This is a genomic window from Pseudomonas sp. TMW22091, from assembly GCF_022496705.1.
Classification (GTDB): Bacteria; Pseudomonadota; Gammaproteobacteria; order Pseudomonadales; family Pseudomonadaceae; genus Aquipseudomonas; species Aquipseudomonas saxonica.
Genome location: NZ_SCFI01000003.1, coordinates 350,265 through 372,957, shown reverse-complemented (window position 1 = coordinate 372,957; position 22,693 = coordinate 350,265). Strand labels below are relative to the sequence as shown.

At 56.7% G+C, this 22,693-nt stretch carries 27 protein-coding genes and 2 pseudogenes; 22 read left to right on the top strand and 7 right to left on the bottom strand.

The annotated features are described in order from the left end of the window. The first annotated feature begins 2 nt into the window (after nucleotides 1-2). The 16 genes from EQV93_RS08190 to EQV93_RS08115 all read left to right on the top strand — a co-directional run bounded on the left by EQV93_RS08190 (nucleotide 3) and on the right by EQV93_RS08115 (nucleotide 12,289). The gene (locus EQV93_RS08190; RefSeq protein ID WP_240891340.1) at nucleotides 3-323 is read left to right on the top strand and encodes a head-tail joining protein; all 321 of its coding nucleotides are present in this window, start codon (nucleotides 3-5) and stop codon (nucleotides 321-323) included. Further along, a complete protein-coding gene (locus EQV93_RS08185; protein ID WP_240891339.1) occupies nucleotides 320-985 on the top strand; it encodes a hypothetical protein in 666 nt (221 codons plus the stop codon). Before EQV93_RS08190 ends, EQV93_RS08185 begins: the two co-directional genes overlap by 4 nt. Continuing rightward, the gene (locus tag EQV93_RS08180; protein ID WP_240891338.1) at nucleotides 978-1,484 is read left to right on the top strand and encodes a hypothetical protein; all 507 of its coding nucleotides are present in this window, start codon (nucleotides 978-980) and stop codon (nucleotides 1,482-1,484) included. Before EQV93_RS08185 ends, EQV93_RS08180 begins: the two co-directional genes overlap by 8 nt. Next, nucleotides 1,484-2,077, top strand: coding sequence for a phage baseplate assembly protein V (locus EQV93_RS08175; protein WP_240891337.1), 594 nt, complete (start codon nucleotides 1,484-1,486; stop codon nucleotides 2,075-2,077). The genes EQV93_RS08180 and EQV93_RS08175 overlap by 1 nt, the downstream gene beginning before the upstream one ends. A gap of 43 nt (nucleotides 2,078-2,120) precedes the next feature. Then, the gene (locus tag EQV93_RS08170) at nucleotides 2,121-2,342 is read left to right on the top strand and encodes a hypothetical protein (RefSeq protein WP_240891336.1); all 222 of its coding nucleotides are present in this window, start codon (nucleotides 2,121-2,123) and stop codon (nucleotides 2,340-2,342) included. A 6-nt stretch (nucleotides 2,343-2,348) separates the two neighbouring features. Next, a complete protein-coding gene (locus EQV93_RS08165; RefSeq protein WP_240891335.1) occupies nucleotides 2,349-2,675 on the top strand; it encodes a GPW/gp25 family protein in 327 nt (108 codons plus the stop codon). Beyond that, complete coding sequence (locus tag EQV93_RS08160) at nucleotides 2,672-3,559, top strand: baseplate assembly protein (RefSeq protein WP_240891334.1); 888 nt, start codon at nucleotides 2,672-2,674, stop codon at nucleotides 3,557-3,559. Before EQV93_RS08165 ends, EQV93_RS08160 begins: the two co-directional genes overlap by 4 nt. Beyond that, the gene (locus EQV93_RS08155; RefSeq protein ID WP_240891333.1) at nucleotides 3,556-4,158 is read left to right on the top strand and encodes a phage tail protein I; all 603 of its coding nucleotides are present in this window, start codon (nucleotides 3,556-3,558) and stop codon (nucleotides 4,156-4,158) included. Before EQV93_RS08160 ends, EQV93_RS08155 begins: the two co-directional genes overlap by 4 nt. Beyond that, complete coding sequence (locus EQV93_RS08150; RefSeq protein ID WP_240891332.1) at nucleotides 4,155-5,564, top strand: phage tail protein; 1,410 nt, start codon at nucleotides 4,155-4,157, stop codon at nucleotides 5,562-5,564. The genes EQV93_RS08155 and EQV93_RS08150 overlap by 4 nt, the downstream gene beginning before the upstream one ends. Before the next feature lie 8 nt (nucleotides 5,565-5,572). Beyond that, on the top strand, nucleotides 5,573-6,127 hold the full coding sequence (locus EQV93_RS08145) for a DUF4376 domain-containing protein (protein WP_240891331.1): 555 nt from the start codon (nucleotides 5,573-5,575) through the stop codon (nucleotides 6,125-6,127). A 104-nt stretch (nucleotides 6,128-6,231) separates the two neighbouring features. Beyond that, nucleotides 6,232-7,404: a phage tail sheath subtilisin-like domain-containing protein gene (locus EQV93_RS08140; RefSeq protein ID WP_240891330.1), complete on the top strand. Its 1,173-nt coding sequence runs from the start codon at nucleotides 6,232-6,234 to the stop codon at nucleotides 7,402-7,404. A 12-nt stretch (nucleotides 7,405-7,416) separates the two neighbouring features. Further along, nucleotides 7,417-7,920: a phage major tail tube protein gene (locus EQV93_RS08135; protein WP_094992956.1), complete on the top strand. Its 504-nt coding sequence runs from the start codon at nucleotides 7,417-7,419 to the stop codon at nucleotides 7,918-7,920. An 11-nt stretch (nucleotides 7,921-7,931) separates the two neighbouring features. Then, nucleotides 7,932-8,240 (top strand): phage tail assembly protein, encoded by a 309-nt coding sequence (locus EQV93_RS08130; RefSeq protein WP_146383607.1) that lies wholly within the window; start codon nucleotides 7,932-7,934, stop codon nucleotides 8,238-8,240. A gap of 147 nt (nucleotides 8,241-8,387) precedes the next feature. Continuing rightward, nucleotides 8,388-11,249, top strand: a complete 2,862-nt coding sequence (locus EQV93_RS08125; RefSeq protein WP_240891329.1) for a phage tail tape measure protein — start codon at nucleotides 8,388-8,390, stop codon at nucleotides 11,247-11,249. Nucleotides 11,250-11,262: 13 nt separating this feature from the next. Next, nucleotides 11,263-12,108, top strand: a complete 846-nt coding sequence (locus EQV93_RS08120; protein WP_240891328.1) for a phage tail protein — start codon at nucleotides 11,263-11,265, stop codon at nucleotides 12,106-12,108. Further along, nucleotides 12,083-12,289 carry a tail protein X gene (locus EQV93_RS08115; RefSeq protein ID WP_240891327.1) on the top strand — a complete coding sequence of 69 codons (207 nt, stop codon included), beginning with the start codon at nucleotides 12,083-12,085 and terminating at the stop codon, nucleotides 12,287-12,289. Before EQV93_RS08120 ends, EQV93_RS08115 begins: the two co-directional genes overlap by 26 nt. Here the strand turns inward: EQV93_RS08115 and EQV93_RS08110 are convergent. Next, the gene (locus EQV93_RS08110) at nucleotides 12,286-12,687 is read right to left on the bottom strand and encodes a type II toxin-antitoxin system MqsA family antitoxin (protein ID WP_240891326.1); all 402 of its coding nucleotides are present in this window, start codon (nucleotides 12,685-12,687) and stop codon (nucleotides 12,286-12,288) included. The two genes, EQV93_RS08115 and EQV93_RS08110, sit on opposite strands and share 4 nt — an antisense overlap. Before the next feature lie 2 nt (nucleotides 12,688-12,689). Beyond that, nucleotides 12,690-12,986, bottom strand: a complete 297-nt coding sequence (locus EQV93_RS08105; RefSeq protein ID WP_240891325.1) for a type II toxin-antitoxin system MqsR family toxin — start codon at nucleotides 12,984-12,986, stop codon at nucleotides 12,690-12,692. A gap of 130 nt (nucleotides 12,987-13,116) precedes the next feature. Between EQV93_RS08105 and EQV93_RS08100 the strand changes: the two genes are divergently transcribed. The 4 genes and pseudogenes from EQV93_RS08100 to EQV93_RS08085 form a co-directional block, all read left to right on the top strand. Next, entirely contained in the window at nucleotides 13,117-14,163 is a 1,047-nt protein-coding gene (locus EQV93_RS08100; RefSeq protein ID WP_240891324.1) for a phage late control D family protein, read from the top strand. 48 nt (nucleotides 14,164-14,211) lie between these two features. Then, complete coding sequence (locus EQV93_RS08095; RefSeq protein WP_240891323.1) at nucleotides 14,212-14,757, top strand: glycoside hydrolase family 19 protein; 546 nt, start codon at nucleotides 14,212-14,214, stop codon at nucleotides 14,755-14,757. Next, entirely contained in the window at nucleotides 14,754-15,281 is a 528-nt protein-coding gene (locus EQV93_RS08090; RefSeq protein ID WP_240891322.1) for a lysis system i-spanin subunit Rz, read from the top strand. Before EQV93_RS08095 ends, EQV93_RS08090 begins: the two co-directional genes overlap by 4 nt. A gap of 150 nt (nucleotides 15,282-15,431) precedes the next feature. After that, a pseudogene (locus tag EQV93_RS08085) lies at nucleotides 15,432-15,608 on the top strand (DNA adenine methylase); the annotation flags it as partial. Between the two features lie 110 nt (nucleotides 15,609-15,718). On the opposite strand, the gene EQV93_RS08080 reads toward EQV93_RS08085, so the two are convergent. The 5 genes and pseudogenes from EQV93_RS08080 to EQV93_RS08060 all read right to left on the bottom strand — a co-directional run bounded on the left by EQV93_RS08080 (nucleotide 15,719) and on the right by EQV93_RS08060 (nucleotide 21,376). Then, nucleotides 15,719-16,528 carry a hypothetical protein gene (locus EQV93_RS08080; protein ID WP_240891321.1) on the bottom strand — a complete coding sequence of 270 codons (810 nt, stop codon included), beginning with the start codon at nucleotides 16,526-16,528 and terminating at the stop codon, nucleotides 15,719-15,721. Between the two features lie 236 nt (nucleotides 16,529-16,764). Continuing rightward, a complete protein-coding gene (locus EQV93_RS08075) occupies nucleotides 16,765-18,561 on the bottom strand; it encodes an HNH endonuclease (RefSeq protein ID WP_240891320.1) in 1,797 nt (598 codons plus the stop codon). Nucleotides 18,562-19,060: 499 nt separating this feature from the next. Next, nucleotides 19,061-19,704, bottom strand: a pseudogene (locus EQV93_RS08070) (tyrosine-type recombinase/integrase); the annotation flags it as partial. A 46-nt stretch (nucleotides 19,705-19,750) separates the two neighbouring features. Further along, nucleotides 19,751-20,269: a GNAT family N-acetyltransferase gene (locus EQV93_RS08065; RefSeq protein WP_240891319.1), complete on the bottom strand. Its 519-nt coding sequence runs from the start codon at nucleotides 20,267-20,269 to the stop codon at nucleotides 19,751-19,753. 198 nt (nucleotides 20,270-20,467) lie between these two features. Then, the gene (locus EQV93_RS08060; RefSeq protein ID WP_240891318.1) at nucleotides 20,468-21,376 is read right to left on the bottom strand and encodes a LysR family transcriptional regulator; all 909 of its coding nucleotides are present in this window, start codon (nucleotides 21,374-21,376) and stop codon (nucleotides 20,468-20,470) included. 158 nt (nucleotides 21,377-21,534) lie between these two features. On the opposite strand from EQV93_RS08060, the gene EQV93_RS08055 reads away from it, so the two are divergent. Both EQV93_RS08055 and EQV93_RS08050 read left to right on the top strand, forming a co-directional pair. Next, nucleotides 21,535-22,251 carry an AzlC family ABC transporter permease gene (locus EQV93_RS08055; protein ID WP_240891317.1) on the top strand — a complete coding sequence of 239 codons (717 nt, stop codon included), beginning with the start codon at nucleotides 21,535-21,537 and terminating at the stop codon, nucleotides 22,249-22,251. Then, nucleotides 22,241-22,549, top strand: a complete 309-nt coding sequence (locus EQV93_RS08050) for an AzlD family protein (protein WP_146383577.1) — start codon at nucleotides 22,241-22,243, stop codon at nucleotides 22,547-22,549. Before EQV93_RS08055 ends, EQV93_RS08050 begins: the two co-directional genes overlap by 11 nt. The last annotated feature ends 144 nt before the right edge of the window (nucleotides 22,550-22,693 follow it).

Sequence of the window (22,693 nt, the reverse complement as noted above, 5' to 3'; positions counted from 1 at the left end):
GCGTGGGCATCCGCGATCTGGTGGCCGACATCGACAGCGTGATCTTCGACGTGCTGGCCGATACCGGCCACATTGAAGGCCGCGCCGAGCCGGTGCTGGGTATGTTCTCGGCGCCGTGGAAACAGCCGCAAATCGGCCGTCTCAATACCGGCCTGCGCGAACCGCATTTTGTGGTGCGGGTCGCGGACTCGAACGGCCTGAACAAAGGCCTGAAAGTCACCATCGACCTGCCTGCGCTGGACGGTGGCGGCGATTACGACCTGTTGCAACTGGAACCCAGCGGCGACGGGCTGGTGTCACTGATCTTGAGGAAACGCCCATGAGTATTGGCAGTTTCAGTGAAGTCAAAAAGAACAGCGGCATGCTGCATATTCAAGCCTCAGCCGAAGACCTCAAAGCCTTCGCAGACTTGGCCACCCTGGTGCCCGGCGCTGCGGCCAAAGCGCAGCGCCGGGCGATCAACAAAACCCTGGGCTGGTTACGCACTCACATCGCCCGTGCTGTGGGCAAGCAGGAACGCATCGCGGTCAAGGCGGTGCGCCAACGCTTGCGCAGCTACCCGGTGGACGGCGGCGCACTGCGCGGCAAGTTGTGGTTCGGCATCAACCCGCTGGAAGCCAGCCGGGCAGGGCGTGCACGGCAGACCAGAACCGGGGTGTCCGTAGCCGGGCGGCGTTACCAAGGCGCGTTTTACAAAAAGGTCTACGGCAATCAGGCCGAAGTGTGGATTCGTACCGCGAGCAAACACTTTGACCCGGCCGATTACCCTGACAGCAACGTCTCCTCACAGACCGGGCCCAGCTCCGGGTTTGTCGGTGAAAACAGCGACCGCTTTCCGCTGGCCAAAGCCAAAATCTCACTGGAAGCGGTGCGGCCCCACTTTGAAGCCTGGAGCCGTAAAGCTGACGACCGTTTGATGCAGATCCTCAAACAAGAGATGAACTTCGAACTGCAAAAATACTTGAAGGGGACGCGCCGTGTCTGAGCAACCCTTTAGCCTCGACCAGCTGTATCAGGCCATCGAGCAGTACATTGAGCAGCATTTGCCGGGTGTACAAATGGTCGGCTTCTGGCCTGACGTTCAGCACCACATCCCGCTGCCCGCCGTGTTTCTCGACATTGCCGAGATCGAACCCGGACAGGACGCTGGCACCGGTCAAACCACCCTGACCCTCACCTTCGAAGCGCGGGTGATTGTCGACGTGATCCGCGCCGATCACTACCCGCAAGCGGTGCATCTGGCTACCCAGCTGGCCGTGTTATTGCGCGCTCAATACTGGGGCTTGCCCGTGCAGGCCGCTGAATTCCAGCGCTCGACCCAAGACTGGACGCGCCCTGAACTGGACGGCTACACCGTGTGGCTAGTCGAGTGGACACAAACCGTCTACCTCGGTGAACTGTCGTGGCCGTGGCCCGATGAGCCGCCCGGATCGCTGCTGATCAGCGTCAACCGTGAAGACTACGTCGCCCCCGAGGATCTGTAATGAGCTACGCCACCGCCGAACATGACCGCATGATCGCGGCCATGCTGATCCCGTGCTACGTGGTCGCCGTGGACTTGGCGGCATCGCCACCGGCTTGCCGGGTCTCTACCGGCAACTGGACCAGCACTTGGGTGCGTTGGCACAGCTTAGCGGCAGGCAAAGCCCGGCACTGGCGCGCGCCGAGCCTCGGCGAGCAGGGCGTGCTGTTAAACCCCAGTGGTCAGGCAGGCATGGGCACCTTTGTGCCGGGCTTGTACGGCGACGCCGGGGCACCGCCGGACAACCGCGACCACGTTGAAGTCTGGCGGTTTGATGATGGCGGCTCGCTGGTCTACGACTGGCAGGCCAAGAGCTACACCATCACCTTGCCCAGCGGCACTGTGACCATTGCGGTGGGTGGCAGTACGGCGGTGGTGACGGACAGCGCTATAACCGCAAAGGCCGAGGCCATTACGCTGACCGGGAAAATCACAATCGAGGGTGAAGTAACCATCAACGGTGCGAGCTTGACCCATAACGGGGTGAATGTCGGCTCGACGCATACCCATAAAGGCGTGACACCCGGCGCGGGATTAACGGGCACACCGTCTTAGCCAGCCTCGCTACGGCGGGGTTTTTTATTACTTGGAGAAACCCATGAGCAAAACGTCTGACGACAAAGCTATCGATCCGGTTGCACTCGCTTTGCAGAAAGCCGCCCCAAGCCGCGTCTTTCGCGACAAGGTCTACACCTCCCGAACCCTCATCCTGCCCAGCGGCTCCGCGCTGCCCGTCGCCAAAGGCCGCGTCAATGCAACCACCGACGACCAGCTTCAGTACCTCAGCACCCACCCGGACTTTGAACGCCTCACGGAGTAACCCGCCATGATCGGAATGGATCGCCACACCGGCGCGGCCCTTTCCGGCGTTGAGCATTTACGCCAATCCATCGCCGACATCCTCACCACCCCAGTGGGCAGTCGGCGCATGCGCCCGACCTATGGCTGCCAGTTGCGCCGCTTTGTCGACATGCCGATCACGGCGGGCTGGAAAAGCGCGGTACAGGCCGAAGTCGCCCACGCCCTGAACCTCTGGGAGCCGCGCTTCAAATTGCAGTCGGTGCGCGTCTCGGCAGTGCTCGAAGGCGTCATCAGTTTTGAACTCAAGGGCCAGTACCTGGGCGATGCCGTAGCAATGGAGGTGAGTGCATGAGTACCGTGGATTTGTCGGCCCTGCCGTCACCGGAAGTGCTGGAATCGCTGGACTTCGAAGACGCCTATCAGGAAGAACTTGCGGTGTTCCGCGCCTACATGGGCGACAACTGGAACGCGGAGTTGGAGAGCGACCCAGTGGTCAAGCTGCTGGAACTGGGTGCGTATCGCCGGTTACAGATCCGGGCGCGGATCAACGACGCCTCCAAGTCGCTGCTGCTGGCCTACGCCCAACGCACCGACCTCGATCACCTCGCGGCCAACGTGCGGCTTAAACGCTTGGTGATTCAGGAAGCGGATCTGCAAAGCGTGCCGCCGGTGCCGCAGGTGATGGAACTGGACGACGCTTTACGCGAACGCATTCAACTGGTCTACGAGGGGCTGACCACCGCCGGGCCGCGAAACAGCTACATCCTGCACGCGCGCAACGCCTCGGCGTTGGTAGCCGATGCGCAGGCCGAAAGCCCAAGCCCGGCTCAAGTCGTGGTCACAGTGCTGCATCTTGAGGGCAACGGCGTGGCCGACCCAGCGCTGCTGGCCCAGGTGCTGGAATACCTCAGCGATGAAGACATTCGCCCGGTCGGGGACCGGCTCACGGTGCGCAGCGCCGAAGTGAAGGAATACCGCATTGACGCAGTGCTGCACATGGCCGGTACCGGCTCTGAAAACGAAGCGATTCTGGCTGAAGCCACCCGGCGCCTCGCAGCATGGATCAACCCGCGTCGACGTCTCGGTGTGGAAATCGCTCGCTCGGCGATTGACGCGCAACTGCACATCACCGGTGTCAGCCGCGTGGACTTGCCGGGCTGGGTGGATATTCCTCGGGCCAAGCATCAAGCCGCCTACTGCACCGGTTATAGCGTGACCCAAGGCGGTGCCGGATGAGCCTGTTGCCGCTCAACAGCACCCAACTGGAGCGGGGCATCGAAGCGGCGATTGATCACAACCCGGTGATCCCCATTCGCACCCTGTACAACGCCCGAACGTGCCCGGCGCACTTGCTGCACCAGTTGGCGTGGGCATGGTCAGTGGATCGTTGGGACAACCGCTGGAGCGAGCAGACCAAGCGCGCCGCCATCGAATCGACGTTCTTTATCCACGCTTACAAAGGCACCATCGGCGCGCTGCGTCGGGTAGTCGAGCCGCTTGGCTACCTGCTGGAAGTGATCGAGTGGTGGCAGACGGTGCCGCAAGGCGAGCCGGGCACCTTCGCCCTCAAAGTCGGCGTGCTGGAAACCGGCATCACCGAGGAAATGTACCAAGAGCTGACCGCCCTGATCGACGACGCCCGTCCTGTCAGCCGCTACATGAGTGGCTTGGCCATTAGCCTGGAAACCAGCGGCACGGTCTTCATGGGCGCCTGTGTTTACGAGGGCGACGAACTCAGCGTTTACCCCCCGACTCAACGGGACATTGACGTCAGTGGCTACGTGCCAATCGGCGGCCGCGAACATCATATCGACACGATGGACATTTACCCATGACCGATCAAAACAGCCAGTTCTTCGCCATCCTCACCGCCATCGGTGAGGCAAAACAAGCCAATGCCGACGCCTTGGGCATCCCGTGGACATTCTCCAAAATGGCCGTGGGGGATGCCAACGGCACTGAGCCGATGCCTGATCGGTTGCAAACCAAGCTCATCAACGAGCGCCGCCGCGCGCCGTTGAACCAGGTGAAGGTTGATCCCAAGAATGCCAGCGTCATCATCGCCGAACAGGTCATCCCGGAAAACGAAGGTGGCTGGTGGGTGCGTGAAATCGGTTTGTACGACGCCGCCGGCGATCTGGTGGCCGTTGCCAACTGTGCCCCCACGTTCAAGCCGCTGCTGACTCAAGGTTCAGGGCGTACGCAAATCATTCGGCTCAACTTGATCGTCAGCAGCACGTCGAACATTGAATTGAAGATTGACCCCTCCATCGTTCTAGCGACCCGCGAGTACGTGGATAGCGCGATTATCAATGTGTTGCCCGGCAACAAAGTGCCCGGCACCTATCGCCAAGTCACCATTAACAAGTACGGCGTGGTCCAGTCAGGTAGCAACCCCACCACACTGGCCGGTTATGGGATCACGGATGCGCTTGCGGTCGGCCAATACGGCCTCGGTGGTTTGGCATTGAAGGCCGCCTCAATCGACAACAAGGGGTTGAACGGCGGTTTCTATTACTTCGGTGAGGGAGCGACATCGTTTGCCAACTACGTGGGGCTTTTGAATCTACCCTACGGGCAATCGGGCTTCGCCGGACAGTTGGGATTTGTCCAGGGCGGCGGTGACGTGAGAGTCGTCGTGCGTAGCGTTACCAATTCCGGCGAGTGGACAGACACCCGCACGCTATGGCACTCCGGCAACTTTGAACCCGATAACAAAGCCAGCAAAGCGACTACCTTGGCTGGCTACGGCATCGTGCTGCCGACTCAGGTGGAAGCCGAAGCCGTCCCGGCCGTTGAAAACAGTAAACCGATGACTGCACTTCGGGTCGCTCAATCAATCGCAAAGCGCGTGGTACAAGCGACCGAGTCGGTGTTAGGAGTCGCCAAATTGGGCACTCAAGTTCAGGTCGATGCCGGGGCAGACGACAGCGTGATGGTCACGCCCAAAAAACTGCGCTGGGGTTTTCAGATACTCAAAGAGGCTCACGGCTATGTGATGTTCCCAACGTGGTTGGGCGGGCTAGTGATTCAGTGGGGTTATCGAAGTCTCCCTCCCAATGCGACCACCACTTTTCCCTTCCCGATGGCTTTTCCTAATGCATGCGTGAGCATCGTGGCGACCTTTGGCACGCCGGCACAAGGCACGGTCAACGGCGATATTGACAGTCCGAGCCAATACAGGCTGCAGAACCTTTACACCGGTTCTCAAATTGCGCGATGGATAGCCATCGGCTACTAGGAGTGATGATGTATTACGCGACGTTTAATGCCGCAGGGGTTCTAACTGGCCGCTACAACACCGACACACATGCCGCTGCGGGTATTCCCACGAATGCGATCGAAATACCACAGGCGCTGTATTTTCAAACCATTCGCGAGAATGACGGGGTCTGGATGCTGGTCAAAGGTGCGGTAGTCAAGCGGCCAATCGAAACTGCGGCGCCCGACCTGCCGGCGTTGATCGCCACTGAGCGCTACCGTCGAGAAGCATCGGGCGTCGGTGTCGGAGCGTTATTAATTGAAACGACGCGCGACAGCCAGGCGCTGATCGCGAGTACCGGTCTTTCGGCAATTCTTGATTCGAATTACCGCTGCAACTTCAAAACCGCTAACGGCTTCGTAGAGATAGGCTCGGTGGAAATCATCGAAATCGCCCAGGCAGTGCGCTCGCACGTACAGGCGTGTTTCGACCGCGAGCTGATGTTGCTCAAAGCTGTCGAGGGCGGAACCTACCGTGATGAAATGTTGACCGAGGGGTGGCCGCAAACGCGACCGGAATCGGCTCAAACGCCGGCGCAATAAACGCCCCGCACTGATGGGGCGTTTTCTTTTCCGTTACGGGTAACACGAACAACCCCACACAAGCCCCGCTCTGCGGGGCTTTGTCGTTTCTGGAGCATGACACTATGAGCACAACCAGCCGTTTTCACGGCGTCACTGTCGCGCTGGTCGACACGGGCGCACGCACCATTGCGCTGCCGTCGACCTCGATCATCGGCCTTTGCGACACCTTTACCGTCAGCCCGACTGCATCGGCCAAACCCAACGACCTGGTGCTGCTGACCAGCGAGCGCGAAGCCGTCGCCGCGTTTGGTGAAGACGCCGCCATCACCCGCGCGGCCAAGGCCGTGTTCTTGAAAGCCAAGGCCGTAATCGTCGCCTGCGGCGTGGCCGTGCTGGAAGACGCCGCGCTGCAAACCTCCGCCATCATCGGCGGCGTGCTGGCCTCGGGTCAGCGTACCGGCCTGCAAGCCTTGCTCGATGGCAAAAGCCGCTTTAATGCCCAGCCCCGGCTACTGATCTCGCCCAAGCATTCCGCCACCCAAGCGGTGGCCACTGCGATGGATGCGCTCGCCGGCAAGCTGCGCGCCATTGCCATTGTCGACGGGCCCAACACCACCGACGAAGCCGTACTGGCCTACGCGCAAGAGTTCGGCAGCAAGCGCATCTACATGGTCGACCCGGGCGTGCAACAGTGGGACACCGTGACCAGTGCCACGATTGATTCGCCTGCCTCGGCCTTTGCTGCGGGCCTGTTTGCCTGGACAGACACCGAGTACGGCTTCTGGGCCTCGCCGTCGAACAAGGAGTTTGTCGGCATCACCGGCACCTCGCGGCCCATCGAGTTTTTGGACGGCGACGAAACCAGCCGCGCCAATCTGCTCAACAACGCCAACATCAGCACCATCATCCGCGACGGCGGCTACCGCCTGTGGGGCAACCGCACGCTGTCGACTGACTCCAAATGGGCCTTCGTCACCCGCGTGCGCACCGTCGACATCGTCATGGACGCGATTCTGGCCGGGCACAAATGGGCGGTCGACCGCTCGATCACCAAAACCTACGTCAAGGACGTGACGGACGGCCTCGAAGCCTTTATGCGCGACCTGAAAAATCAGGGTGCAGTGATCAACTTCGAAGTCTATGCCGACACCGCGCTCAACACGGCCAGCCAACTGGAGCAGGGCAAGGTGTACTGGAACATTCGTTTCACCGACGTGCCGCCTGCCGAGAACCCTATTTTCCGCGTGGAAGTCAGCAACCAATGGCTGACCGAAGTGCTGGAACCCGCCGCCTAAGGAGGCCGCTCAATGATTCCTCAAGTGCTGTATGACACCCACCTGTTTATGGGCGGGATCAGCTTTGCCGGCGACGTGCCGTCCGTGACCCTGCCCAAGCTCACCGTTAAAACCGAGTCCTTCCGGGGCGGCGGCATGGGCGGTGAAATCGAACTGGACGTAGGTTTGGAAAAACTCGAAGCCAGCTTCGTCACCATTGGCGTGCGTCGTGAGGCCATGAAGTTTTTCGGCTTGGCCGACCAGACCAGTGGCAACGCTGTGTTTCGCGGTGCCTTTAAAGGCCTCGGCGGCAAGGTCACTCCCGTCATTGCCACCATGCGCGGTCTGCTCAAAGAGCTGGACATGGGCGACTGGAAGCCCGGTGAAAAGGCCGAAAGCAAGTACGCGATGGCGCTCCAATATTACAAATTGGAAGTCGAAGGACGGGTGATTTACGAAATCGACATGGTCAATTGCGTGCGCGTGATTGATGGCGTCGACCAAATGGCAGATGTACGCAGCGCCCTTGGCCTCTAAGGAAAACTCGTATGACCACCACCACTGAAAAGAAAGTACCGAGCTGGCTCAAACTGAGCGACGAAGGCGTCACCGTGACCCTGCGTTATCCGACCGAGCTGAACAATGTCAAAACCGACACCCTGGTGATGCGCGCACCCACAGTGCGCGACGTACGCGCTGCCGGTGCAGTCTCGGGCGGCGATGCCGAAAAGCGTGAATTGCAGTTGTTTTCCAGCCTGACCGAAGTCGCCCCTAACGAGCTGGAAGGGCTCAAGGTGGTGGACTACAACCGCGTGCAGGAAGGCTATTTTCGTCTGGTCGACGAAAGCGAACTGTAACCCCGTCACCCTCAAGCAACTGGCCAAGCGCTTGGCGTCGGAGACGAGCTTTTCCGCCGCCGAGATCATGGCCATGCCGTTCTCGGAAATGATCTGGTGGCTCACGGATTGAGCCGCCTGCCGCGCATCACAGGGTAGGGCAAACAGATGGCAAACAAACTCGCACTCGGGTTGGTGATCGGCGGGGCGGTCAGCTCCACCGTGGGCTCGGCCTTCAAAGAGGTGGAAGGGCGGATCAAGAAACTGGAAGCCGCCGGGGCCAAGGCCCGGGTGATGCAACGCCAGATCGGCGACACCATCCGGTTGCGCAACGAATGGAAAAAAGCCCACGACACCGGCGCCGCCGGCGCGTCAACACTCCTCAACAAACTCAATGCCAACCTCGACAGCCTGCGCAAGCAAGGGATCGAGGTCGGGCGGCTCGACAAGGCCTATCAGGCGCTGGGTCGTACCGCGCAGCAAGCGGACCTGAAAGCCAAAGGGCACACACAAATCAACCAAGGCCGGGCCACGGTTAAAAGCAGCATTGGCAAGGCCGCTGTCGGCGTGGCCGCACTGGCTGTCCCGACCAAAGTCAGCGCCGATTACAACGCAATCATCCGTGACATCGCGATCAAGGCCGGCGTGGCCAATGCCCCGCAAGAACAACAGATGTCGCGCACCATCATCACCACCTCGCGCGACACCGGATTGGCTCGCAACGAAGTGGCCAACGTGGTCAACGAACTGGTGGGTGCCGGCATGGACTTGGCCAAGGCGTTGGAATACGCGCCGGTGGCGGCCAAGTTCGTGGTGGGCCAAGGCTCGGGCAGCGCCGAAACGGCGAAAATGATCAACGCCCTGGGGCAAAACGCCAAGATCACCGACGCCAAAGAGATGCAGCAGGCATTGGAAGCTATCGCCTTTCAAGGTCAGGCGGGCAGTTTTGAAGCCAGTGATATGGCGCGCTGGTTTCCTGAGCTGCTGGCCAACATGGGCAAGCTCGGCATCACTGGCATGGACGCAGTGACCCAACTGGGCGCCATGCTCCAGGTGCAAATGAAGACGGCGGGCGGCGCCGACGAAGCAGCCAACAACATCAAAAACTGGATGGACAAAATCGGTTCTTCGCAGACCGTCGATGCCTACAGCAAAGCCGGGATCGACTACGAAGGCTCAATGCGCACCGGCCTGCAAGAAGGCATGTCCACGCTTGAGTCGAGCATGGCTCTGGCCAAAAAGTACATTGAGCAGACCGATCCCAAACGCGCCGCCCAAATGGCCGAAGCCACCGCGCAAATCAGCAAGGAAGCCAATCCCGAAAAAGCCAAGGCCATGATGGCCTCGCTGGAACAAGCCCTGCGCACCGGTGACATCTTTTCGGATATGCAGGTCAAGGCCGCGCTCACGGCCTATATGCAAAACAAGGAGCTGTATGGCCAGCTCAAACGCGAGTCGCGCGATGCCAGCGGCATCCTCGACAAAAACCTCAGCGAGCGCCGCGAATCGTCGTCGCAGAAATGGGCCGAGATGGCCCAGTCGATGGACGATGCCATGCGCTCGGTGGGCGACGCGATTCGACCGATCACCGATGGCGTGGCCGAAGGGCTGACCTCGGTGGCCAAGGGCATCACCGCACTCAGCGACCGCACCCCGGGCTTGGCAATGGGGCTGACCGTGCTGGCGGGTGGTGCCCTGACCCTGCAAGGGTTGTGGGGCTCACTGAAAATCGGCAAGGGCTTGTTCAACCTGGCCCGAGGCGCGATGGGTGGCCGCGATGGGAAAGGCGTGCAAAAGGTCTTTGTCACCAACGCCGGCGACGGCGATGACAAGGAGGAGGGCAAAGGCTCCAAAGTTCTGGCCCTTGCCGAGATAGGCCTTAAAGCCTTCGCCGGCAAAAAGGACGGTGACGACAACGCCGCCGAAGGGGACGAAGCAGACAGCGAAAGCAAAGGCTTCAACCCCATCGAAACCGGCCTCAAAGTGCTGGATGTGTTTCGCGAAGCCAAAAACGACGAAGACGGCGGTGACGACTCCGGGCCGCAAAAGGTCTTTGTCGTTAACGCGGCTGCGATGGGTGGTGGAGGCGGTGCCGGTGGCCAAGGCCGCCGTCGACGCGGCAGCAACCGCAATACGCGTCGACGCGGTGGCGGTCCGCCACGCCCACCCCGGCCACCGGTACCGCCCGTTCCACCCGTCCCGCCAAGCCGTACCGCGCGGGCAATGGGACTGGTCGGCAAAGCCAGCAAAGTGATCCCGGGTGCCGCCTTGTTTGAAGGTGTCATGAAGGGCGTCGACACCTTCCAAAATGCCGAAACGCAGGACGAAAAAGCCGAAGGCTACGGCGCAGCAGCGGGCAACATGGCCGGTGCATTGGCAGGCGCTGCCGCCGGCGCGGCCATCGGTTCCGTGGTGCCCATCTTGGGCACGGCGGTGGGTGGCCTGATTGGCGGTTTGCTCGGCAGCATGGGCGGGGAGTCGCTAGGTATCAGCTTGGGAAAATCGTGGTTCGGTAGCGATGATGAAAAGCCCGCTGAACCTGAGAAGCCTCAAGCCAAGCCAGCGGGTGACATGCCGGCGCCGGTGGTTGTTAGCCCTGTGCCGTATGACCCGCGTGGCCCGCATGTACAAAACCCCTTTGTGGTTCCGGCCGTAATCGCCACGCCACGGTTCCCGGGCACTGATCGAGTGACCGCATCACCCATGCAACAGGAAAGGGCTGCCAACCAGGACGCGTCACGGGTGCTGCCCGGCGCGGTCAACATGGGCGACGTGGTGCGTTCGTTCGCAAGTGCCAAACCGCCGGCGCCGCTGGTCATGCCGCCGAAAGTTGAACCAGTGCTCAAGGTCGAGCCGCCGAAAATCAATCAAAAGATTGATGTCAACGCGGCGCTGTCCGTCACGGTGCAAGGCGACGTCAAAGACCCGGCCGCGTTGGCTCGGGAATTACAGCCGCACCTGCAACGACAGATCGAGCAAATCAACCAGCAAATGTCGAACCGCAACCTCTACGACGAACCGCACCTCTGATTAAGGAGACGACATGGCCTATATGGAACAGCTGCTGGCAGGCTTGAAATACCTGACGGCCGCCGGCGAAACCGGGCGCCGCAGCCTCGACGGCATGCTCGGCCCGGTGAATAGCGCCATCAACGAAATCACCGGCGCCGCCTCCGAACTGGACGACTTGCCCTTTATCGGCCCGGCAGTTGGGGCCAAGGTTCAACGGCTGGTGCGCGGGGTCAGTGCCGCCCAAGCCAAAGCCGGAGCCGTGGTGGCCACCTACAACAAAGCCACCCGGGCAGCCTCGCAAATTGATGAACGCCTCGGCGTCCTCAAAGAACAGACCGGCAAAGCCGCAACCGCCCTCAACAAAATTGCCGGCAATGTCAGTCCCTCGCTGGCCAACATCATCCCGACCGGCGCCTTTGGTGCGGATGCCACCCCAGCCGCCGAAGCGGTAAAACCGTTCCCGCACCTGCTGATCATGCAATCGCTCAAACCGGGATCAACCCCGTTCTACTTCAACCTGGACACCGCCGCGTTTGACGAACTCAAACGCTCCAGCGAATACCGCTGGGCCTCGCAAGAACGCCTCAGCCGTCGGCCAGCCCAACAGGCAGTCGGCATGGGCGAAGAACGCATCACCCTCAGCGGCTCGATCTTTGGAGGGTTTAAGGGCGGCATCAAACAACTCGACACCCTGCGCAGCATCGGCGCCCAGCTACAGCCGCTGGGACTGACCACCGGCTACGGCGACGTACTGGGCAACTGGTGTTTAAAGAACATCGAAGAAGAACAAAGCGCGCTGCTGCAAGGCGGCATCCCGCGTAAGCAGGGCTTTACCTTGGAGTTTGTACGCTATGGCGACGACCTGCAGAACAGCTAGTGGTGACGTGCTCGACACCCTCTGCCAGAACTACTACGGCCACCTCAACGGCACCGTCGAAGCCGTGCTCGATGCCAACCAAGGGCTGGCCGATGAGGCACAGCCCTTTCGGGTGGGGGTGATTATTCACCTGCCGGATTTGCCGGTGCCGAGTGATGAGGTGGTGATGTTGTGGGCTTAGCCTAAACGCACTTCATTCAGCAGCTCGGGATGGTGATCGAGCAGTTTCAGTAGCTTAACCAGTGCCAGTGGTGGCTTGGTTTTGCCGTTCTCATAGCGGGAAAACGCATTCACGCCACCGCCGAAAATTTCGGCCGCTTCACGTTGGTCCAGATCCAGTTTTTTACGCACGGTGGTGATAAAGCCTGGATCTACAATCGCTGCATTCACTTGTTTGTTGAAGGCCAACATCGCAGCACTCACGCGGGTGGACTCGCTGGCATCCAGCACGGTTTCACCACAGGCCGGGCAGAATTCGCCAGTGACTGAAGGGATCGCAGTGGACTCGTTCTTGTAGGTGTAAGGCAGGTCGCGGGTGTCATGCACCAGCTCTGCCGCGCCGCAAGATGGACATTTCATGTTCATAGCTCCTTGAAGGACACGATGAGCACATCATCAATGACCGTGAGTTTGAGGTAGACCTCGCCGGCGTGGGTTTTACGCCGGTACACGTCCTGCCAGACCTTATGGTCGGCATGCGTGGTCATGCTTTTGTAAAAGTCAGCGGGGGCCAGTGCCATTACCACGCTGACGATGCCGTCAAAGTCGAAGCCTAAAGCCGCGCCACCGGTCAGTGCTGACAGGGTAGAGCGCACCTTGCCCGCTTCAATCAAGGCTTTAACGGTGTGTAGTTTGCAATGCGGGGTCTTTTTCGCCATGCGCCGAAAATTAACCTACTTGGTTTAATTTGGCAAGTAGGTTAATGCGCTGAGCATAGTCCGTTTTATAACCGAGTGATGTTTCTTTGCAGCCCCGCCCTGAGCGGGGCTTTTTCCATCGGGAGAATATATGACACCCACCTTCCGCATCGTCGCAGACGGTGCCGACATCACCGCACTGATTAATGACCGCCTGCTGTTGCTGCGCACCACCGACAAACCCGGGATGGAGTCCGACGATTTTGAACTGCGCATTGATGACCGTGACAGCGCCGTGACGCTGCCCAGTCGCGGGGCCAGCATTGAAATGTTCCTCGGCTACGACGGCAGCGCGTTAACCCGCCTCGGGCGCTACACGGTGGACGAGGTTGAACTGTCCGGCCCACCCGATACGCTGGTGATCCGTGGCAAAGCCAGCGACATGCGCGGCAGTGGCAAGACCACCCGCAGTGGCAGTTGGGAGGGTGTGAGCTTGAGCAGCATCGTCAATGACGTAGCCGCACGTAATGGCTGGTCGCCGGTGTGTGTAGTGACCACCGTGGTGCCCCGGGCTGACCAGCTCAACGAGTCAGATTTTAACTTCATGACTCGCCTGTCAAAGCAGTTCGACTGCACCGCCAAGGTGGCGGATGGCAAGTTGCTGGTCATGCCCAGACAAGGCGGACAAAGCGCAAGCGGCACGGCGCTGGGCACCATCACCCTCACGCGCAGCGACGTCAGCCGCTGGCAATTTCGCCTCACTGATCGCAGCACCCACAAAGCCGTCAGCACCCAGCATCAAGACAAAAAGACCGGTCAGTTAAAGGTCGTCACCCTGGACAACGACGAGTCCCCGGACGGCCTGCCGCCCGTGCATACCGACCGACATATCTATCCGAACAAATCCGCTGCCGAACAAGCGGCCAAGGCGCGGCTCTCAGCCTTCAATCGCTCGACCGCGGCGGTACGTCTGGAAATGCCCGGCCGTACGGATCTGTATGCCGAACGAACCATCAACGCCCAAGGCTTCAAGTCCGGGCTGGATGGCGAGTACCTGGTGGACTCGGTGGAGCAGGTCTTCACCCAAAGCGGCTGGAGCACCACCGTCGAATGCAACGGCGGCAAAAAGGGCAAAGCCAAGGCCAAAGGCAAGAAGCCCAAAGCCCCACTCAAAGTCGTATCGCTAAAAGCAGAGTAAACCCACACCCAGCCGGCCATGAGCGGGCGTTATCCTTAGGGCAAGCCTATGTCGATCACCCAACAACAACTCCAGCAGATCCTCCCCAACGCCGGCCAAACAGCCGGCGTTTTTGTTCCTGTGCTAAACACCGCGATGGTCCGCTTCCAGATCGTCGGCCCGAAACGCATCGCCGCCTTTATCGCCCAGATCGGCCACGAGTCCGGCCAGTTCCGCTACGTCCGCGAACTGGGTAATGACCAATACCTGAGCAAATATGACACCGGCTCACTGGCCAAGCGCTTGGGCAACACCCCCGAGGCGGATGGTGACGGTCAAAAATATCGAGGCCGTGGCCTGATCCAGATCACCGGCCGGGCCAACTACATGATGTGCGGCGAAGCGCTGGCCCTTGACCTGATCAACCAACCCGAACTGCTGGAAAAGCCGCAGCACGCCTGCATGTCAGCGGCATGGTTTTGGGCGAGCAGGGGGCTCAACACCTTGGCCGACGCGGGCCAGTTCGACACCATCACCCGCCGCATCAACGGCGGTCAGAATGGCGTGGCAGATCGTCAGACGCTGTATGCCCGTGCCCTCAAGGTGTTGGCGTGAAGCTCGACGAGGTGAAGTGGGGCGGGGCAATGCTGCTGATGCTCGGCCTTATGGGTGGCAGTGCATGGGCGGCATGGGCGTGGCAGGCCAACGCCTACGGCCAGCAACTGGCCAAGCAAGATGCCGCCCACCAAACAACCCTGACCCATCTGGCCAATGCCAACTCAGCACTTATCCTCGCGGAGCAGGGCAAACGCTTTGCCCTGGAGCAATGGCTGGCAGCCAGCGACCAAGCCCATTACCGAGCCATGACTGATGCCAAAACCACTCAAACCCACCTGCGTGATCGCCTTGCTACTGCTGACCTGCGGCTGTCAGTCCTACTCGACACCACCGCCACAAATGGTAGTAATGGATTGCAAGCCACCACCGGCCCCGGCTGCGTGGTTCATGGAACCGCGAGAGCCCAACTTGACCGAGCGCATGCTCAACGAATTATCGGAATCACCGGCGACGGCGACCAAGGACTGATCGCGCTGCAGGCCTGTCAGGCCTACGCCAAAGAAGTCTCACACACGAAATAAAAGGAGCGGCCGAAGCTGGATGCGTCAACATCCAGCCCGGCCACCAAACCCGCAGATTAGCCCTGCAAGCCCAGTCAAGGCTCCTGCTCCGTGGACAAAACGGAGCGAGCCTAACACCTGTCTATCCATACAGTAAAGGTCTTGCAAACAATGTCCTCACCCATCATTCCTTGGATGGGCGGCAAACGCCGCCTCGCCGACCGTCTTATCCCCCTGTTCCCACCCCACGAATGCTACGTCGAAGTCTTCGCCGGCGGCGGGGCGCTCTACTTATTACAGGCTACTGCCAGATACAAGTCGCCGCTCGTGCAGATCCGTGCCAACCTAAATTTCCGAAGCGAAAAAGCCGCTCAAACGTTAACGTTTGATTATAATAACGTCCTATCGCATGCATATTTAGTCTGTCTGGAAAGCGTCATCTTCGGTTCATCAGGCTATTAGAGTTTGGATTCATCTTCGATTTTTTTTGAAAAATCAATTTGCCGTGCTTTTAAATTATCCAAATAGGTTTCCAAACCACTCAGCGTGACCAAATCAATTCTGTAATTCTGGCGCTCGTAATTTTTTGATCGATAGTCAAATCGGAAAGAAGCTGATTGAGCTTCCGTAATTTCAATCTCTCCAGTCTGCGCCAAAGTAGCCCGATAAAGCTGCCCGTTTAAAATAACTAGAGGTTGTATAAAGTGAATTTCGCATGGGTTTTCCAGAATGTCATTAGTTTGCTTTTCACCATCAGGACAGTTTTCAAAGTAGAACTCTGAAGCCTTTGCAACTGAAACAAATGAGCTATACCACCGAGAAGGTTGATCGGGTTTTTTAAATGACTCGTGAATTCCACTGGCAACCCAGCCGTTGATTTTTATCGGCGACCGCTTCTGGAGCGCCTGAGCAAATCTAGGAGGAGATGCCGGAAGATTAATTACTGAAATCAAGTTATTCCATGCGCACCCGAGTAGCGCGGGGTTGGTTTGTTGATCGAAAACCACCCAAGGTTTTTCGGTTTTTTTTACTTCTGCGCAGACATGAAATTCACTATGTATGAATGACTTATCTTGATGCTTACTGCTTATAGCTCTGGTAGCAAGAATGTCGATCTCGCGAGACTTGTTTTCATCTTTGTCTAGATACCCGTAGCCTGCATTAACTGACCAGCCGGAATCTTGAAAAATTTTTCTCGCCTGTAATTCTGTGCTAAAACCAGATTTTTCTAAGTCCTCTATGATTTTTTTTATAAGCTCTTTGTTCATGATAGCTAGTTAAACTCCTAAAGACCGAGCGTCGGTAGTTTTTTCCTGTGACTTATAGCGAATAACATCGTTAAATGCATCGCAAATAGTCGTTAGCAAAGCGGCTGCTTATGAACAGCTAACAGTTTTGGCACGAACTTAATGGACCGATTGCTGCCCCACGAAGAAGGCGGCCTTCGACCAAAGTCGGACATTGATGCTAGTAAATAAATGTGCCGATTTTTCATGTGTCTAGATTAGGGCTTTGGATTTAAGTTGTGTGATCCTTTGAAAACGTTCTCCCAGTGGTACTGTAGGTATAGCAAACGATTTTTATTTTCGGTTACATAGTGTACATGACTACCTTCGATTACAGAATACAACTGCTCAAGATCCTTCGTTGTTGTTTCGTTTCGACTCACCGCCACCACTCCATTTGATTGGATACTGATATAACCATTTTCAAAAAGTGAGTCGCAGATTACACATTGCAGCATTGCTATGTTATCGATATCGGCCCGCTCTTCATGCGTGCATTTAGCTCTTGGCTTTACGTGGGCAGCTATCAAGATGGTATCAGGCAATGACTTTTTGCATATCTCGCAAGTCCCTATAGTGCTTTCATAGCCATCAAGCATAGTTTTTTGTCGGAGTAATAAATACTCTCGAAGCATAGTCTGCTCCAAACGAGTCTTGCCTAAAACACCTGCCTGTATATCAAGCGAATCAAGTTCAGTCATGAGATCTGTAATTTTTCTTTTTATATAAGCGATGCGGTCGAAATTAAGGTTGCTTGAGCTCACCAAATCGCTATCGGTAGTATACGAATCATCGAGCGGCTTATAATGATCATTTCGCCTGCCGCCACCCTCCTTATAATATAGAGTTGGGTAGCTAAAAATAAACGGTTTGAACGCTTTTGGTACCTTTCCATTTATCTCTTTGCCAATACTCATGGAGTCTAGTGGGGCGCCGTTTGATCTAATGGAGTTAAGGGCAATTACTTGGTATTTAATTGTGTCGCTAGGCTCAAGTGAATGGAGTTCTGGAGTCAGCTTCGGTCCAGCAATCCTATAGCCGAGCGAAGACTCTTGAAGTAGTCCCGTTAACAGGCAGTAATCATCAAGAGCATCATCAGCGCTATCAAGCAACTCCAAGCATGCATATTGACGCGCATCCGCTTTTCGGCGAAAGTTATGCGTCAGTGCACGCTTAATAGCAGGTATAACTCTTTCCACCCTGAGTGGTTTTTGATAATGAAAAAAAATCGGCTTGAGAATTCGACTAATCCTCTCATCTCGAGAGGTAAACGCGTAAAATCGTCCAGTTGAGATTGCTAAATAATCAAGCTCGCTGGAAATTAAGTCTGAGATATATTCGAATCTGAACTCTTCAGAAATTTCACTAATAAAGGATGGAGTGATTTGGCTCAATGACGGGGCAAGCAAGCTTTCTATCGAAAATAGGCCGCCAAAATAAGTAGAAATCTTGCTGGCATATTGTATCAGATCTTTGGTGGCGGCAGCAGGGTCATGATTAGTCCCTAGGATGATATGGTGGCCATTGAATTCTTGAAATTTAAAATCCACTTCAAATCCGAAAGACTTTGCTAACTGAACTGCTATGGGTAGATAGATGTTCTCATCAATTAGGCCTACCGTCATGAGCTCGTCTTGAACTCGCCTAGCAAATGTCGGCTTTTTAACAGCATGTATTTTACCAGTTAAAATTTCTAGCAAACCCTTCAGCTGAACAAGGTCAGCTTTCTCTATGAGAGTAACGTTATCTCCTGCGGCCAGCCCCCGATCCAGGCGGCGTAGATCCGCTGGAAGGTCCTTGTCCACAAAATTCGATATGATTTGCCGCGCCCTTTCACGGCTGACCTCTCGGTCAAGCTCGGGCAGCTTTCCAAGCGCCTCTAAGGTTAACTTTCTTCGCGATGTTTTCTGGGTGAAGTATTTTTTTAGGATAATCTTAGTGGTGTCAGATGTTCTTTTTTTTAGGTAAACGCGATCAATCAGTTCGGTAACGATTTCTTGGTAAGCTTTACTCATAACAATCCTTGTTGATGGCTAGTCGTCGCGATTACTGATCCATATACGCCTATGTCTCCCATTGGTCAAAATTTGATGTCTGATTCATAACTCTCCAGAGACGTGAGCCTGCAACAGGTACAACCCACCTTACCGAAACATCGACACCTGCCAGCGAGCGCCGTACGTCCGCTCTTGGCCGAATGCAGATGATCCTCCGGCACTGCTAGTTCATATTATCTGCAAATTAAGAAAAGGATTGATGCATACGAAATCTGCGCAAAACCTATCCTGAAGACCACGGTTTATCGTTTGTTTATGCACGAAAAACCGTTAATTTTGGCATCTTGAATTAAGGTATTTTTTCTTTAATTACAATGACTTATGGCGATCTAGGATCGAACATGGGGTGCTAGGGGTCGAGTGTTCGAATCACTCCGTCCCGACCATATAATTCAATGACTTAGCCCAACTTTCGCGAGTTGGGCTTTTTCATGCGCGTGACTTTTGCGTGACTTCTTTAAACTTCACGCCTGCCTCCTCTCAAAACTGTCAGAACCGGGCCTCTTGAGTCGGTCGCGGATACCCTATTTGCAGCCTCAATCAGTTGCCCCAGCTCTGCGCCGGAGTACTGACTGGTGATGCTGCCATTCTTAAACCCGAGCAACGCTTTGCGGTCTTCCTCGGTCACACCTGCCGCCCTAAGGGGTCGACTAAACGTGTGCTTCAAATCGTGACCCCGGATAGACAAGTAGCCTGGATGAGCAGGGCGCAGGTATTTCTCCTGCCATATCTTCGCTGCGCGTACCCGTGCTTACTTCCAGGCTGAATCATTCATTCGATGCATCCCGGTGCCGTCATAGGGAAATACCCATTCCTTGCTCTGGCCGCGCTGCTGCTCGATGACTGTCTTGGGCACCCCATTCAGAACCACAAGACGATCCTCGCCGTTCTTCACACCAGAGGTTCCACGTCTCCCGCCAAAGCCAGCCGGTATCAGTAAAACACTCGTACCCAACTCGGACACAGCATCTCCCAATCCCACTGCAGCTTGCAGACCTATTGCTCACGACAGCCAGTGTTCACCTTGAACATGGCCATATGTTGCAAGGGCGCTGGCAACTCAGCAAACAACACTGACTGCTCTTCCCAAGAAAGCGGGTAGCGAAACCAACAGTATTGGTATCTAAGAGGCCTGAAAGTTTTGTATTTAAGTCACTGGCCATGCCATGGCACACCGACTTTTCGGGGCGAATCCGTGCTTGTACTCCTCGCTCAATATCCCCTCTAGCCTTTGATCTAGGTCTTTGGTTGCTTTCGTCTGAAACCCCAGACGGGAGTAAAAAGGTGCATTCCATGGCACGTTTGTGAAGGTGGTAAGCGTTACGAAACTAAGTCTGGTTGAACGCGCATATTCCATCGCTGCCTCTATGAGGCGCCGCCCGGTGCCTTGTCCTTGCATCGATTGCATCACTGATAATTCATGGATGTGTAGATCATTGCCGTGCTGCTCAGCGCTGAGAAATCCTTGGGGCCTAGTTTCGGCATCAAGTGCAACCCAACATGTCGATAGCGCGATGAGTTGGCTATGACGCGCGATGGACATCGGAGGCGATTCAGCCAGCCAACTCAACTCAGCAATCATGCGAAATGCTTGAGCAGCGGAGGTTTCAATGGCGGGCAGGAGTTGTGCATCTTCTGGTACAGCAAGGCGGATAATCGCAGGCATGTGTCGCCTTTAGTGATTAAAGAGAGATGGCGATGAAACTAGATAAACCAGCTTTGGAAAATTGAAGATATCACGCGCTCAGACAAGCAGGCTTGCTGACTGTGCCAGAGAGGGCTGGTGGCGACGATAGACAGATGATTCAAGCGCCGGGCGGCAAGCGACGGTCGAAAAGTAGTCGCCCATGAACGCTCACCGAGGCTAATTACCGTCTATTTCAGGCGCCAAGCAGTTTGCTCTATCAAAGGTTGCGGAAAGCCTAAGAGTCCTGATCAGTAGGTCGTGAAGACTGTCCACAGCTTTCGAGCCCCGAGAGGCCTGGCTTCGAAATACAGAGACTTCCATCGGCATCAGGGGGCCTAAGCCTTGTTCAGGTCCCAAAATCTTCAAATGCGCTGGTGCGCTGCACCGGGTGAGCACTGCCACAGCTAAGCCGCTTTCCACTGCTGCAATCTGCCCCGCGAGGCTGGAACTGTTGTACATCACCTTGAATCGACGTCCTTGTAATGCCAGCGACTGCAAGGCACTGCGTCTGGCAAGGCTGGCGTCCTCATAGACGGCGATGGGCAGCGGGTCGCGCCGCCAGACCTGGAATTGAGCATCCCCGACCCACACCATAGGCTCATGAAACAATAGCGTCCCATGCTGAGGGTTATCGCGGGAAACCAATGCGATATCGAGATCGCCACTCATTACCTTCGGAATGAGGGAGGTCGACTGCTCGCAGCTCAACTCTATCTCTACTGCACCAAAGTTTGGGGCAAAGCGTTTGAGCGCGGGCGTCAGGTAGCGCGCTGCGTAATCGTCGGGTACGCCGAGGCGAATCCGGCCCGTCACCTGACTCCCATGAAAAGCTGCCTGGGTTTCCGCATGCAGATCCAACATTCGGCGAGCATATCCCAACAGCATTTGCCCTTGGGGGGTGAGTTGGTGCTGACGCGGGCCTCGCACCAGGAGCAAGCAACCGAGGGAAGCCTCAAGCTTCTTAATCTTCATGCTGACTGCTGATTGAGAACGATGCACCTCAGGAGCTGCGCCTGATAACGAGCCTGCGTCAGCCACGGCTACGAAGCATTTCAGCCAATCAATCTGTAAATCGTGAAGGGTCACAGCCGTCACCAGTGCTATTCGATTAGCGGATAGCTTATCAGCGATTTATGCGTTTTTCTTTGAGCACTGTCTGCAAGCAAAGTAGCGGCAGACTGACTCTCGACATTAGTGGGGTCAATTGAACCGCTCATCAATTCCGAACCGGAAGTGCTCGCATAATGAAACAGCCTAACAACGATCTGCATGAATTCGACCGACAGTTGGTCTGGCTCGGCTTTACCAAGCTGGCTCCGATTTCCCTTTTCGTGACGATCTTCGGGGCAGCCTTCGGATTAGCGGCAACACAAGCAGGCCTGAACGAGACGGTGATAGTGGCTATGAGCACATTGGTTTTTGCGGGGGCTGCGCAATTCGCAGCACTAGAGCTCTGGGGGCGTGATGTCTCACTGGCTGCTATAGCCATCACAGTATTTGCGATCAACGCTCGCCACCTGCTCATGGGGGCCACGCTTTATCCGTGGCTGCAACACCTCACCAAGACGAAACGCTACGGCATCATGCTGGTCGTTTCGGATGCTAACTGGGCGCTTTCGATGCAGGCGTTCGGCAACCGCCAACCTGGAATGGGGCTTCTATTGGGCGGCGGTCTGGTGCTCTGGCTGTCTTGGGTAATCGGCACCTGGATCGGTGTACTCTCCGGTGGTGCCATTCATGACCCCAAGGCTCTGGGGCTGGATAGGGTGATGGGTTGTTTTCTGTTGGCCATGGTGGTCGGCGGGGATAAAAGTCTTCGCCTCCTGATAATCTGGATTGTCGCTGCATGCGCGTCGCTGCTGGCGTACCGATATTTACCCGAAAACAGCAATGTCATTGTAGGTGCGGTGGCGGGCGGGATAGCCGGAACGATCCGGACGGAGAACAAGCATGAGCGTTGAGACAGCAGATTCAGGCGCTTTGATTCTGGTAATGATCATGGCGCTCGTGACAGTGGCAACTCGTTGGGGAGGCGTGTACGTGATGGCGTTCGTGCAAATCGGGCCTCGGGTTGAGCAGTTCATAGCAGCGATGTCCAGCTCAGTACTGGTAGCCCTTCTGGCTCCGATGGCATATCAGGGCGACAACGCTGCGCGACTGGCACTGTTGATCACCGCAGGCGCCATGTTGATTATAAGGAAGCCACTACCAGCAATCGCAGCGGGGGTAGTAGCGGCTGCGCTTTTCAGGCAGTTCTAACTCATTTTAGGCCTGACCGTGACTGTCCACTGTTGGCCCACTGTAGACGATCACCCGGCACTGCCAGTTCTGATTCTTCGTTCCAGCCGCAATAAAAAAGACCGCATACACCCTTGGCCAATGCTGAAGTTGGTCACTGATGTA